Annotated in this window: 14 protein-coding genes; 7 read left to right on the top strand and 7 right to left on the bottom strand. The window is 70.2% G+C overall.

The window, feature by feature from the left end; translation table 11 throughout:
- Positions 1–101: 101 nt before the first annotated feature.
- From V8Z80_RS07680 to V8Z80_RS07670, 3 genes are all read right to left on the bottom strand, one after another.
- Positions 102–689, bottom strand: a complete 588-nt coding sequence (locus V8Z80_RS07680; protein ID WP_155196956.1) for a YceI family protein — start codon at positions 687–689, stop codon at positions 102–104.
- 62 nt (positions 690–751) lie between these two features.
- Entirely contained in the window at positions 752–1,237 is a 486-nt protein-coding gene (locus tag V8Z80_RS07675; RefSeq protein WP_155196957.1) for a VOC family protein, read from the bottom strand.
- A 30-nt stretch (positions 1,238–1,267) separates the two neighbouring features.
- Positions 1,268–1,627, bottom strand: coding sequence for a DUF1428 domain-containing protein (locus V8Z80_RS07670; RefSeq protein WP_155196958.1), 360 nt, complete (start codon positions 1,625–1,627; stop codon positions 1,268–1,270).
- Positions 1,628–1,789: 162 nt separating this feature from the next.
- Between V8Z80_RS07670 and V8Z80_RS07665 the strand changes: the two genes are divergently transcribed.
- Positions 1,790–2,788: a GlxA family transcriptional regulator gene (locus V8Z80_RS07665; protein ID WP_336061580.1), complete on the top strand. Its 999-nt coding sequence runs from the start codon at positions 1,790–1,792 to the stop codon at positions 2,786–2,788.
- Here V8Z80_RS07665 and V8Z80_RS07660 read toward each other — a convergent pair.
- The 4 genes from V8Z80_RS07660 to gpmA form a co-directional block, all read right to left on the bottom strand.
- Positions 2,785–3,546: a HesA/MoeB/ThiF family protein gene (locus V8Z80_RS07660; protein WP_336061579.1), complete on the bottom strand. Its 762-nt coding sequence runs from the start codon at positions 3,544–3,546 to the stop codon at positions 2,785–2,787. The genes V8Z80_RS07665 and V8Z80_RS07660 overlap by 4 nt on opposite strands.
- A gap of 64 nt (positions 3,547–3,610) precedes the next feature.
- Positions 3,611–5,083: a S41 family peptidase gene (locus V8Z80_RS07655; protein ID WP_336061578.1), complete on the bottom strand. Its 1,473-nt coding sequence runs from the start codon at positions 5,081–5,083 to the stop codon at positions 3,611–3,613.
- Positions 5,084–5,158: 75 nt separating this feature from the next.
- Positions 5,159–6,667, bottom strand: a complete 1,509-nt coding sequence (locus V8Z80_RS07650; RefSeq protein WP_442951950.1) for a murein hydrolase activator EnvC family protein — start codon at positions 6,665–6,667, stop codon at positions 5,159–5,161.
- On the bottom strand, positions 6,664–7,416 hold the full coding sequence (gpmA, locus tag V8Z80_RS07645) for a 2,3-diphosphoglycerate-dependent phosphoglycerate mutase (RefSeq protein ID WP_155196963.1): 753 nt from the start codon (positions 7,414–7,416) through the stop codon (positions 6,664–6,666). The genes V8Z80_RS07650 and gpmA overlap by 4 nt, the downstream gene beginning before the upstream one ends.
- A 180-nt stretch (positions 7,417–7,596) precedes the next feature.
- Here gpmA and V8Z80_RS07640 point away from each other — a divergent pair, with 180 nt between their 5' ends.
- The 6 genes from V8Z80_RS07640 (at position 7,597) to V8Z80_RS07615 (ending at position 11,940) form a co-directional block, all read left to right on the top strand.
- The gene (locus V8Z80_RS07640; RefSeq protein ID WP_336061576.1) at positions 7,597–8,019 is read left to right on the top strand and encodes a rhodanese-like domain-containing protein; all 423 of its coding nucleotides are present in this window, start codon (positions 7,597–7,599) and stop codon (positions 8,017–8,019) included.
- Between the two features lie 56 nt (positions 8,020–8,075).
- On the top strand, positions 8,076–8,333 hold the full coding sequence (grxC, locus tag V8Z80_RS07635; protein WP_155196964.1) for a glutaredoxin 3: 258 nt from the start codon (positions 8,076–8,078) through the stop codon (positions 8,331–8,333).
- A gap of 46 nt (positions 8,334–8,379) precedes the next feature.
- Positions 8,380–8,910 carry a protein-export chaperone SecB gene (gene secB / locus V8Z80_RS07630; protein WP_155196965.1) on the top strand — a complete coding sequence of 177 codons (531 nt, stop codon included), beginning with the start codon at positions 8,380–8,382 and terminating at the stop codon, positions 8,908–8,910.
- Positions 8,911–8,914: 4 nt separating this feature from the next.
- Positions 8,915–9,988 carry an NAD(P)H-dependent glycerol-3-phosphate dehydrogenase gene (locus tag V8Z80_RS07625; protein ID WP_336061575.1) on the top strand — a complete coding sequence of 358 codons (1,074 nt, stop codon included), beginning with the start codon at positions 8,915–8,917 and terminating at the stop codon, positions 9,986–9,988.
- 54 nt (positions 9,989–10,042) lie between these two features.
- Positions 10,043–11,050: a Bug family tripartite tricarboxylate transporter substrate binding protein gene (locus V8Z80_RS07620; protein WP_155196967.1), complete on the top strand. Its 1,008-nt coding sequence runs from the start codon at positions 10,043–10,045 to the stop codon at positions 11,048–11,050.
- A gap of 95 nt (positions 11,051–11,145) precedes the next feature.
- On the top strand, positions 11,146–11,940 hold the full coding sequence (locus tag V8Z80_RS07615; protein WP_336061594.1) for an exodeoxyribonuclease III: 795 nt from the start codon (positions 11,146–11,148) through the stop codon (positions 11,938–11,940).
- Positions 11,941–11,950: the final 10 nt, after the last annotated feature.

Raw genomic sequence — 11,950 nt, 5'->3', positions numbered from 1 at the left:
GCACGGCGACGGCATCGCCCGACGCCCCGACCGGCCTCGGCGGACGTGTTCAAGCAGACACGTTCAAGCAGACCTATTCCAGCAAACGCCCCCCTCCCCGATCATCCCTGCTTGCCCAACGCCTCCACCTGTATCCTCAACCGCACCTCGGGCCTGAACCCCTTGTCCAGCGCAAAATCCACCCCATAGTCGCCCCGGTCGAACTCGGCCGACACGTCCGCCCCGCACACCGGCACATCCAGCATCGGATGCTTGTCCAGGCACTTGAACTGCTCGATCTGCAGCGTCAGCGGCCGCGTGACGCCCTTGAGGGTGAACTCGCCCACCGCCGTGCGGGGCACGTCGCCTTCGAACTCGTCGAACCGGCCCTTGAACGTGGCGCTCGGGTACTTGGCCGCGTTCAGGATGTCCTCGGCGACCGCGTGCTTGTTCATCTCGTCGTGGCCGAAGTCCACCGAGGCAATATCCACGGTAATGTCCAGCGTGCCGCTGCGGGCCTGCCGGTCCAGCACCAGCGTGCCGCTCGTGCGGTTGAACTTGCCCCGCCAGGTGGACAGGCCGCCCATGTGGTCGGCCTCGAAGCTGGGGTAGGTATGGGAAGGATCGAGCTCATAGGTGACGGGCTGGGCCCAGGCGCCGGCCCAGAAGGCCAGGCCGGCGGCCAGCGCCAGCGGTTTCGTCCAATGCATGCGTAGACTCCGGTTGCCGCGCCGCCCCCCCCGCGGGACGGCGCGGCAACCATTGTGTGTCCTTAGCCCGGACCGCCGCAACCCTGGCTCGACATGAAAGCGCCCGCGCGCGCGCTCACCTGCTCCGGGCTCAGGTCTTCCATGTGGGTGGCCAGCGACCAGCGGTGGCCGAAGGGATCCTGCAGCTGTCCGTAGCGGTCGCCCCAGAACATGTCCTGCACCGCCATCAGTTCTTGTCCGCCTTCGGCCAGGGCGCGCGCGAATACGGTATCCACGTCCTCGACGTACATGTGCAGGAACACGGGCGAGCCGCCCAGCGTGCGCGCATCGGGCGCGCCGCACTCGGGCATGGCGTCCGACAGCATGAGCGGCGAGTCGCCGATCTTGAGCAGGGCATGCATGATCAGGCCGTTGGGCGCGGGCAGCCGCGCCAGCTCGACGGCGCCGAAGGCCCGCACGTAATAATCGATTGCCTGCGCGGCGCCCTGGCAAATCAGGTAAGGCGTCAGGGTATGCATGTCCGCGGGCACGGGAGAGACTTTGCTCATGGTGGGCTCCTGGTTTGCCGTGAGCGGGGCTCAGACCAGCACAAGGGTCTTGAAACCGCCCCAGGCCATGCGGTTGAAATCGAAGACGCCTTCGACGCAGGCCTGCTTCAGGCGCGGGTCGTTCATCACGCGCTCGTTGATGCGGTTGCGCTCCTCCTTGCTGGCGTACAGGATCCACGAAAACACCACCACCTCGTTCTCGCGCGCGCCGGCCGACTGGCGAAACGAGGTCATGCCCTCGTTCTCCAGGTCGTCGCCGACGCACTCGCGGTAGTCCAGCGCCCCGTATTCCTTCCAGAGCTTGCCGGCAAAAGCCGACATCTCGCGATACTGCTCGATCTTGTCCTGCGGGACGGGAATCAGAAAACCGTCTACGTATTGCGCGTTCATGGCCTTTCTCCTGGTGTGTGCCGCGCGGTCCGTCCGCCGGCGCGCCGCGGCCGTCTTGCCGGGCACAGGAGCACTGTATCCGGGCGCCGGCCGGCGGACGATAGGCGTTTGCGACAATCTTGAGGGTGGATTGCGACAGCCGCCCGCAGTAAGCTCTGCCGCATGGTCAAGATCGCCTTCCTGCTGCCCGAGCAGGCCAATATCGCCACGCTGGAAAGCGCCCGCCAGGGCTTTCTTGCGGCCAACCAGTTCCTGCAGCGGCGCGGCCAGGCGCCCCGCTTCCAGGTCAGCCTGCTGGGGGCCGCGCCGCAGGTGCGGCTCGAGGGCGGGCGGATACAGGTACTGGTCGATGCCGTGCTGGCCGACGACCAGCCGGTGGACATCGGCATTTCGCCGCCGCTGCTGGGCGCCATTCCGGAGGCGGTCCGCGGCAATGGCGCGCTGGTCGAGTGGCTGCGCCATCATCGCGGCCGCGGCGGCGAGGTGGCCAGCCTGTGCGTGGGCGCGGCCCTGCCGGCCGCGGGCGGCCTGCTCGACGGCCAGCGCGCCGTGGTGCACTGGGCCGCGCAAAGCGACTACGGCAGGCTGTTCCCGACGGTGCATTGGGTCAGCGACCGGGTGGTGCTCGCCGGCAAGGGCATCTACACCAGCGGCGGGGCCTTCTCGGCGGCGCACCTGGTGCTGCACCTGATCGAGCGCCATGCCGACCGCGACACGGCCATCTGGTGCGCCAAGTACTTCCAGCTCGACTGGAGCCGCCACAGCCAGCTGCCGTTTGCCGTGTTCACGGGGCATAAGGCGCATGCCGACGACGTGGTGCGCGCGATCCAGGACCATATCGAAGGCCGTTATGCCGAGCGCATCACCGTCGAAAGCCTGGCCGAGCGCTTCCTGCTGGGCCGCCGCACCCTGGAGCGGCGCTTTCGGCAGGCCACGGGCAACAGCGTGCTCGAATACCTGCAGCGCATCCGCGTGGAAGCGGCCAAGCGCCAGCTCGAGACCTCGCGCAAGACGGTCGCCGAAGTGATGTACGAAGTGGGCTACAGCGACACCAAGGCGTTTCGGGATGTGTTCGCCAAGTATTGCGGGCTCTCGCCGGTCGCGTATCGCGAGCAGTACGGCGGCAGGGCCGCGGAAGCGGCCGCAGGCGTCCGGCGCTAGGCGCCCGCCCGGCGCGCCCCGCACACCGCGCACTCGGGATCGCGCGCCACCTTGACGCTGCGCCACTGCATGGCCAGCGCATCCAGCCAGAGCATGCGCCCGTCCAGGCTCTCGCCCACCGCGGCCAGCAGCTTGAGCGCCTCGGCCGCCTGCACGCTGCCGATGATGCCCACCAGCGGCGCGAACACGCCCATGGTGGCGCAATTGACCTCGTCGTTCTCGCCGGTATCCGGAAACAGGCAGTGATAGCAGGCCGCGCCGGCCCGGCGCAGGTCAAAGACGCCGACCTGCCCGCCGAAGCGGATGGCCGCGCCCGACACCAGCGGCTTGCGGTGCCGCACGCAGGCGGCATTGATGGCATGGCGGGTGGCGAAGTTGTCGGTGCAGTCCAGCACCACGTCGCAGGCGGCAACCTCCTGCTCGAGCAGCTCGCCTTGCAGGCGCTGCAACTGCGGGCGCACCTGCACCTGGGGGTTGATCCCCGCCAGCATGGTGCGGCCCGACTCGGCCTTGTGCTGGCCCAGCCTGTCGGTGGTGTGCAGGATCTGGCGCTGGAGATTGCTCAGCTCCACGGTATCGTGATCGGCCAGGACGATGCGGCCGACCCCGGCCGAGGCAAGGTAGACGGCGGCCGGCGAGCCCAGGCCGCCGGCGCCCACCACCAGGGCGCAGCCGTCCAGCAGCCGCTGCTGGCCCTCGATGCCGAATTCGTCCAGCAGGATGTGCCGCGCATAGCGCAACAGCTGATCGTCGTTCATGGCGGCGCCGGCCGGGGCGCGGCGCGCGGGGCCGGGCCCGCCTGCGCCGCCCGCGGCCGCTCTGTTACTGGGCCCCGGGCTGTTCGACGCCGTTGGGGGTGATCTTGATCCGTTCGGCCGGGGCCCTGGGATTGGCCGGATCGGCGGGCTTGGGCGCGCTGCCCTGGGCGGCCGCCTGGCGCGCCGGCGCCTTGGCCTGCTCCACGGGCTTGCCGTCGAGCACGTTGATGGCCTGGCGCAGCTGGAAGTCGTCCTCGCCGCCGAACTCGAACATCTTGGGCGCATTTTCGGAAGCCGGGTCGAGCACCGACTTGACCTCGCCCTCGGGGTTCTGCTGGTTCGCCAGGTGGCGCTGCAGGTCGGCCTCGCGGGGCAGGCGGAACAGGTCGCCCTCGGCCGTGTCGGCCACGACCACGTCGGGCTCGATGCCGGTGGCCTGGATGGAACGGCCCTTGGGCGTGTAGTAGCGCGAGGTGGTCAGCTTGATCGCGGTGTCGGCCGACAGCGGCAGGATGACCTGCACCGAGCCCTTGCCGAAGGTGCGGTTGCCCACCACCTTGGCGCGGCCGTGGTCCTGCAGCGCGCCGGCCACGATCTCGGAGGCCGAGGCCGAGCCCACGTTGACCAGCACCACCATGGGCACGGTCTTGGCCCAGCCGGGCAGGTCGACCAGGTAGTCGCGCTCGGCGCGCGCGTAGTCGGCGGGGTTGGCCCGGTACTGGCGGCGCGAGTCGGGCACGCGGCCGTCGGTGGAGACCACCGGCACGTCGGGGGGCAGGAAGGCGGCCGACACGCCGATGGCGCTGGTCAGCAGGCCGCCCGGATCGTTGCGCAGGTCCAGCACCAGCGCGCGCGGCGCGCCCTTGGCGCCCAGCTCGTTCAGGTGCCGCACCAGGTCGGCGCCGGTTTTCTCCTGGAACTGGGCGATGCGCACGTAGCCGACGTTGTCGTCAAGCATCTTGCTGCGCACGCTGCGCACCCGGATGATGTCGCGCTCGATCCTGATGGTCAGCGGCTGGGCCAGGCCCTCGCGCATGACGGTCAGCACGATGGGGGTCTTGGGGGCGCCGCGCATGAGCTTGACCGCATCGGGCAGCGTCATGCCCTTGGTGCTGGTGTCGTCGATCTTGACGATCAGGTCGCCCGCGCGGATGCCGGCCCGCGCCGCGGGCGTGTCCTCGATGGGCGAGATGACCTTGACGAAGCCGTCCTCGGTGCCGACCTCGATGCCCAGCCCGCCGAACTCGCCCTGGGTGGCCGTCTGCATGTCGCGAAAGGCGTCGGCATCCAGGTAGGCCGAGTGCGGGTCCAGGTCGGACAGCATGCCGTTGATCGCGCCGTCGATCAGTTTCTTGTCATCGACCGGCTCGACGTAGTTGTTCTTGATGGCCGCAAAGACACTGGTGAACTGGCGCAGCTCCTCGAGCGGCAGGGGCGTGCCCCGCTGGGCCACCGCGGAGATGCCCAGGCTGATCATGATGCCTGCGGCCACCCCGATGCCGATCAACCCCAGACTGCGATATTTGCGAGTGCTCATGCACATTCCCGTGTCGTTTGCGTCAAGGCGCCCGCCCGGTCTGCCCGGTGCGAGGCGCCGCCGGCTCCCGGCGAGCTAGCGCGCGATGAACCGGTAAGGGTCCACGGGCTCTCCCCGATGCCGAACCTCAAAGTATAGGCCCGATTCCACCTGTCCGCCGGTCGAGCCGGCATGGGCGATGGCCTCCCCGGCCGCCACCGTGTCGCCGACTTCGCGCAACAGGCTTTGGTTATAGGCATAAACGGTCAGATATTGTTCCCCATGATCGACGATGATCAGGTTGCCGAAGCCGCGCAGCCAGGCCGCGTATACCACCGTGCCGGGCGCCACGGCCCGCACGGGCGTGCCTTCGTCGGCGCGCAGCAGCACGCCGCGCCAGACCCCGCCCTCGGGACGGTCGGTGCCAAAGCGCGCCATCACCGGGCCGCGCACCGGCGGGGCCAGCCCCGCGCCGGCGCGCAAGCCCCGCGCCTGCTCGGTGGGCAGCGTGGGCCGGGCGGTACCGCGCACCGGCTCGCGCGGGGCCGACAGGGCGGGCTCCTCGCGGCGCTGGGCCTGGGCCTGGGCTTGCGCGGCGGCACGCGCCTGGGCCTGGCGGCGCGCGCGCGCCGCCTCTTCGGCCGCCAGCCGCTCGCGCGTGGCCGCATCGGCCGCCTCGCGGATCTGCCTGGCCCGCTCCTCGGCCTCGCGGGCCAGCTGGGCGCGGCGTTCGGCTTCGGCGCGCTGCTGGGCCTGGGCCGCTTCGCGGGCCGCCTGGGCGCGCCGCTCGGCCTCGGCCCGGCGCTTGGCCTCGGCGGCCTTGCGGGCGGCCTCGGCGGCAGCCCGGGCAGCCTGCACCTGTTTTTCCAGCTCGGAAATCACATGGCTCAGGCGCTGGTCGTCGCGTCCGAGCCGCGCGGCCTCGGCGCGCTGGGCCTGGATCTGTCCCTCCAGCTTGGCCAGCACCGTGGCGCGCTCGCGCTGCTGGCGCACCAGTTCGGCCTTTTGCTCGTCGGTATCGCGGGCCACCTGCTCGATCTCGGCGCGCCGCTCGTCGGCGGCGCGCTGCAGCGCCGACAGGCGCTCGATGTCGCGCTGCAAGGCGGCCAAGGCCTGGGCGCGGGCGCGCGAGACGTAATCGAGATAGCCCAGGTTGCGGCCGATCTGCTGGGGGTCGTCGCCCGAGAGCAGCGCCGTCCAGGGGGACAGCCCGCTCTGGTATTGGGTACGCAGCTGCGCGGCCAACTCCTGCTGGCGGGCATCGCGCTCGGCGCGCTGGCGCACGATGGCCGCCTCCAGCGACTGCAGCTCGGCGTGCGCGGCCTTGCCTTGCCCGGCCAATTCGTCGAGCCGGCGATTGATGCGCGAGATGGCGCTTTCGGACTCGCGCAGCGCGTCGGCGGCCTCCTTGCGCGCCGACTCGCGCTCGTCGATGGCTTTTTGCAGCGTGTCGATGCGCCCGCGCAGCTCGGCCTGGCGCTGCTCGGCCTCGCTCTGGCGCGCCTGGATGCGCTCGGGCGCCTCGCCCTGGGCGTATGCCGGGCAGGCGCAGGCCGCCGCCAGGGCCAGCAGCCCGATGCCCGCGCGAGCGCCCATGCGCGTCATCCCTGCTTGGCCTTGCCCTGCGCGGCGACCGCGGCCATGGCCTTGGCGATCTCGTCCGCATCGCCCAGGTAATAATGGCGCAGCGGCTTGAGGTTCTCGTCGAGCTCGTAGACCAGCGGCTGGCCGGTCGGGATGTTCAGGTGCACGATGTCGTCGTCGGAGACCTCGTCCAGGTGCTTGATGAGGGCGCGCAGGCTGTTGCCGTGCGCGGCGATCAGCACGCGGCGGCCGGCCTTGATGGCCGGGGCGATCGATTCGTTCCAGATCGGCAGCACGCGCGCCACGGTGTCCTTCAGGCATTCGGTGGCCGGCAGCTGCCCGGCGGGAATGCGCGCATAGCGGGGATCGAAGCGCGGATGGCGCGGATCGTCGGCCTCCAGCGGATTGGGGGCGATCGCATAGGCGCGGCGCCAGATCAGCACCTGCTCGTCGCCGTACTTGGCGGCGGTCTCGGCCTTGTTCAGGCCTTGCAGCGCGCCGTAGTGGCGCTCGTTCAGGCGCCAGCTGTTGTGCACCGGCGTGTGCATCAGGTCCATGGCGTCCAGCGCGATCCACAGCGTGCGGATGGCGCGCTTGAGCACCGAGGTATAGGCCAGGTCGAACCCGTAGCCCTCGCGCTTGAGCAGCTCGCCGGCCTGGCGGGCCTGTTCGCGGCCCGTGTCGGTCAGGTCCACGTCGGTCCAGCCGGTGAAGCGGTTTTCGAGATTCCACTGGCTTTCGCCGTGGCGCATGAGGACGAGTTTGTACATGGCGGATGCGGGTTAAAGTTGAACACTGCGCTCATTTTATAATTGAGCGGTTTTGCCCCGCCTTGGCCTGCGCCGCCACCAGTCTACGCGGTCTGCGCGCCAGGGGCACGGCACATCGGCGGCACTTGCCGGCAACACCTACAACGCGCGCGTCCGACGGACGCGCCATCAGGACCAGACGTGGATTTTCTTCTCCAGCAAAACAACCTCTTCATCCTGGCAGTGGCCATCATTTCGGGCGCCATGCTGGCCTGGCCCATGCTGGCCAAGGGCCGGGCCGGCGGCGGCCTGAGCACCGAGGACGCCGTGCGGCTGATCAACCACAAGCAGGCCGTGATGGTGGACGTGCGGGCGGCCGAGGCCTACCAGGCCGGCCACATCGCCCAGGCGCGCAGCCTGCCGCTGGCCGAGATCGACCAGAAAGCGGCCAGCCTGCCCAAGAACAAGCCCCTGGTGGTGGTGTGCGAAACCGGCCGGGATTCGGCCAAGGCAGCCGCCAAGCTCAAGGCCCAGGGCCATGCCGAGGTGTATGTGCTCGAAGGCGGCCAGCAGGGCTGGATCAAGGCCGGCCTGCCCACCACCAGCGGCCGCAAGGCGGCCTGAAACCGCCCGCCGCCGGGCCGCGGCCCGGCCCTTCCATCGCCTTTTCCGGAGCCCACATGAACAAGGTCTTGATGTACAGCACCGCCGTGTGCCCCTTCTGCGTCCGCGCCGAGGCGCTGCTCAGGCAGCGCGGCGTATCCGAGATCGAAAAGATCCGCATCGACGCCGACCCGGCGCAGCGCCAGATCATGATGGAGCGCACCGGCCGGCGCACCGTGCCGCAGATCTACATCGGCGACACCCACGTGGGCGGCTACGACGACCTGGCCGCGCTCGACCGCGCGGGCAAGCTCATGCCGCTGCTCGAAGGGTAAGCAGGCGCCCCCTTTTCCTTCCCCTCCCCTTTAGCCAGGAACCAACATGGCCGAGCAAGACCAAAACGCCCAGGCGGGCAAGGACCCCGCATTCAACCTGCAACGCGTCTACCTCAAAGACCTGTCGCTGGAAATGCCCAACGCCCCCCACATCTTCCTGGAACAGGAAGGCCCCAAGGTCGAGGTAAGCATCAACGTGGGCGGCCAGCGCCTGGCCGAGACCATCTTCGAATCGACCGTTACCGTCACCGTCACCACCCGCATCGAGGACAAGGTGCTGTACCTGGTCGAAGCCACGCAGGCGGGCATCTTCGAGCTGGCCAACATCCCGGTCGAGCAGCTCGATCCGCTGGTGGGCATCGTTTGCCCCACCATGCTGTATCCCTACCTGCGCGCCAACGTGGCCGACGTCATCACGCGCAGCTCGCTGCCGGCCCTGCACCTGGCCGAGGTCAACTTCCAAAGCCTGTACGAGCAGCGCATCGCCGAGCTGCAGGCGCAGCAGCAGTCCCAGGCCGGCCAGCCCAACGGCTCGGACTCGGGCATCATCCTGCCCCCGGGCGCCACGCGCCAGTAAGGCAATGCCCACCGAAGGCGCCCCTACGCCCCGCGGGCCGTTGCGTGTGGCCGTGCTGGGCGCGGGCGCCTGGGGCACGGCCCTGGCGGCGGCTGCCGCCGCCCTGCACCCGACCGTGCTCTGGTCGCGCTCGCCCGAGCAGGCGCGCGAACTGGCCGCACGGCACGAAAACACCCGCTACCTGCCCGGCATCGCGCTGCCGCCCGCCCTGGCCTTCACCGGCGATCTGCAGGCGGCGTACCGTCACCTGCAAGGCGGCGAACGGGCGCTGGTCATCCTGGGCGTGCCGGTGGCGGGCCTGCGCCAGACCTGCCGCCAGCTGGCGCAAGACCTGCCGGCGCTGGGGCTGCAGGCCGCCAGCGTGCTCTGGACCTGCAAGGGCTTCGAGGCCGGGGACGGCCTGCTGCCGCACGAGGTCGCCCGCGCCGAACTGGCTGGCCTGCCCGCGCTGGGCACCGGCGTGCTTTCGGGCCCGTCCTTCGCCAAGGAGGTCGCGCAGGGCCTGCCGGTGGCCCTGACCGTGGCCAGCGCCACGCCCGCCGTGCGCGAGGACGCCATCGCCGCCCTGCATGGCGGCGCGGTGCGGGTCTACGCCAGCACCGATGTCGTCGGCGTGGAGGTCGGCGGCGCGGTCAAGAACGTCATCGCCATCGCCTGCGGCATTGCCGACGGCCTGGGCATGGGCGCCAACGCGCGCGCCGCGCTGGTCACGCGCGGCCTGGCCGAGATGGCCCGGCTGGGCCAGGCCATGGGCGCGCAGCCCGAAACCTTCGCCGGCCTGACCGGCCTGGGCGACCTGGTGCTTACCGCCACCGGCGAGCTCTCGCGCAACCGCCGGGTCGGGCTGGAGATCGGCCGCGGCCGGCAGCTGGCCGACATCCTGGCCGAAGGCATGACCGCCGAAGGCGTGCGCTGCGCGCGCGCCACCTGGCAGCGCGCCTGGGCACTGGGCGTGGACCTGCCCATCACCCAGGCCGTCTGCCAGGTCCTGTTCGAAGGCATGGCGCCGATGCGGGCCGTCGAGCTGCTGCTGGGCCGCGAGGCCCGCTTCGAGACCGGCGGGCCGGCCCAGCCCTGAGCCGCTCCGGCCCAGGACCAGACAAGACGACAACTGCCACGACGGAGACCGATCATGAGGGCCTTGCCATTGTTTTGCGCCGGATTGCGCCGCCTTGCCGCCTGCCTGGGCGCGGGCGCCGCGCTGGCCGCCTTCGCCCTGCCCCAGGCCGCTGCACAGGACTGGCCCAGCCGGCCCATCCATCTCATCGTGCCCTTCCCGGCGGGCTCCTCGCCCGACATCCTGGCGCGCACCATCGCCGAGCCGCTATCGGAAGCGCTGGCCCAGCCCATCGTCATCGACAACAAGCCCGGCGCCGGCGGCAACATCGGCACCCGCGTGGCGGCCAACGCCCGGCCCGACGGGCACGTGCTGCTCTACACCATCAACGGCCCGCTGGTGACCGCCCCCACGCTGTACCAGCGCACCCTGGGCTACGACCCCGAGCAGGACCTGGAGCCCGTCTCGCTGATCGGCACCAGCCCGAACGTGCTGGTGGTCGGCAAGAACCTGCCGGCGCAGGACCTGGACGAATTCGTGCAACTGGCCAAGCGCCGCGGCGGCAGCCTGAACTACGGCTCGGTGGGGCCGGGCAGCTCCTCGCACCTGGCCATGGAGATGTTCAAGCACGAGGCCGGCATCGATCTCATGCAGGTGCCCTATTCCGGCTTTCCGCAGGTCATCACCGCCATCATCGCCGGCGACGTGCAGGCCGGCTTCATGGTGCCGGCCATCGCCATCCCGCAGGTGCGCGACGGCAAGGCGCGGGCGCTGGCGGTGACCAGCCGGCAGGCCGATCCGGCGCTGCCCGGCCTGCCGGCCATGGCCGAATCGGGCTACCCCGATTTCGAATCCATTTCCTGGAACGCCGTGCTGGCGCCGGCCGGCACGCCCGCGCCGGTCATCGAGCGGCTCAACAGCGAGCTGGCGCGCATCCTGCAAAGCGAGAAGGTGCGCGAGCAGTTCGCCGCCCAGTACTTCACGGCCCGGCACTCCACGCCCGAGGGCCTGCGCAATCTCATCCGCGAAGAGAAGGCGCGCTGGGATGCCGTGATCGAGCGCCTGGGCCTGTCGCTGGACTGAGCCAGCCCGTTCCGGCTGCCGGCGTCGGTTAAAGTGGCGCCTGTCTTTACCGGCCGCCTGCCATGCGGGCGGCCCGAAACCAGGAGTCCATGACCGTGCTGCGCGTTACCTCGATCAACCTGAACGGCATCCGCTCGGCCTTTCGCAAGGGCTTGCAGCCCTGGATGGCCGCGCACCAGGCCGACATCTACTGCCTGCAGGAAATCAAGGCCCAGGATGCCGACCTGACCGAGGAACTGCGCAACCCGCCCGGCTATACCGGCCACTTCTGCGCCGCGCAGAAAAAAGGCTACAGCGGCGTCGGCCTGTACCTGCGCCGTCCCGCGCAGGCGGTCACCAACGGCCTGGGCTGCGAGGAGTTCGATCCCGAGGGCCGCATCATCCGCGCCGACTTCGACGGGCTGAGCGTGGTCAGCGCCTATCTGCCTTCGGGCTCGAGCGGCGACGAACGCCAGCAGGCCAAGTACCGCTTCCTGGCCAAGTTCGGTCCGTGGCTCGACGCCCTCATGGCCGAGCACCGCCAGGCCGGCCGCGAGTTCATCATCTGCGGCGACTGGAACATCGCGCACAAGGAAATCGACCTCAAGAACTGGAAGGGCAACCTCAAGAACTCGGGCTTCCTGCCCGAAGAGCGCGCCTGGCTGACCGAGGTCTTCGACCAGCGCGGCTTTGTCGACGTCTATCGCGTGCTGCACCCCGAGGCCACCGGCGAGGCCTACACCTGGTGGAGCAACCGCGGCCAGGCCTGGGCCAAGAACGTAGGCTGGCGCATCGACTACCAGATCGCCACGCCCGGCATCGCGGCCAAGGCGCGTGCGGCGGCCATCTACAAGGAAGAACGCTTCAGCGACCACGCGCCGCTGACGGTCGACTACGAGCTCGACCTGTAACACGCGCCGG

The organism is Orrella sp. JC864 (assembly GCF_037026685.1).
Classification (GTDB): domain Bacteria; phylum Pseudomonadota; class Gammaproteobacteria; order Burkholderiales; family Burkholderiaceae_B; genus Orrella.
This window is presented reverse-complemented; position numbering and strand designations above follow the sequence as displayed.

Coding starts and splice junctions, on each gene's coding strand:
- V8Z80_RS07680 (WP_155196956.1), bottom strand. CDS start 689: ATGCATTGGACGAAACCGCTGGCGCTGGCCGCCGGCCTGGCCTTCTGG.
- V8Z80_RS07675 (WP_155196957.1), bottom strand. CDS start 1,237: ATGAGCAAAGTCTCTCCCGTGCCCGCGGACATGCATACCCTGACGCCT.
- V8Z80_RS07670 (WP_155196958.1), bottom strand. CDS start 1,627: ATGAACGCGCAATACGTAGACGGTTTTCTGATTCCCGTCCCGCAGGAC.
- V8Z80_RS07665 (WP_336061580.1), top strand. CDS start 1,790: ATGGTCAAGATCGCCTTCCTGCTGCCCGAGCAGGCCAATATCGCCACG.
- V8Z80_RS07660 (WP_336061579.1), bottom strand. CDS start 3,546: ATGAACGACGATCAGCTGTTGCGCTATGCGCGGCACATCCTGCTGGAC.
- V8Z80_RS07655 (WP_336061578.1), bottom strand. CDS start 5,083: ATGAGCACTCGCAAATATCGCAGTCTGGGGTTGATCGGCATCGGGGTG.
- V8Z80_RS07650 (WP_442951950.1), bottom strand. CDS start 6,667: ATGACGCGCATGGGCGCTCGCGCGGGCATCGGGCTGCTGGCCCTGGCG.
- gpmA (WP_155196963.1), bottom strand. CDS start 7,416: ATGTACAAACTCGTCCTCATGCGCCACGGCGAAAGCCAGTGGAATCTC.
- grxC (WP_155196964.1), top strand. CDS start 8,076: ATGAACAAGGTCTTGATGTACAGCACCGCCGTGTGCCCCTTCTGCGTC.
- secB (WP_155196965.1), top strand. CDS start 8,380: ATGGCCGAGCAAGACCAAAACGCCCAGGCGGGCAAGGACCCCGCATTC.
- V8Z80_RS07625 (WP_336061575.1), top strand. CDS start 8,915: ATGCCCACCGAAGGCGCCCCTACGCCCCGCGGGCCGTTGCGTGTGGCC.
- V8Z80_RS07620 (WP_155196967.1), top strand. CDS start 10,043: ATGAGGGCCTTGCCATTGTTTTGCGCCGGATTGCGCCGCCTTGCCGCC.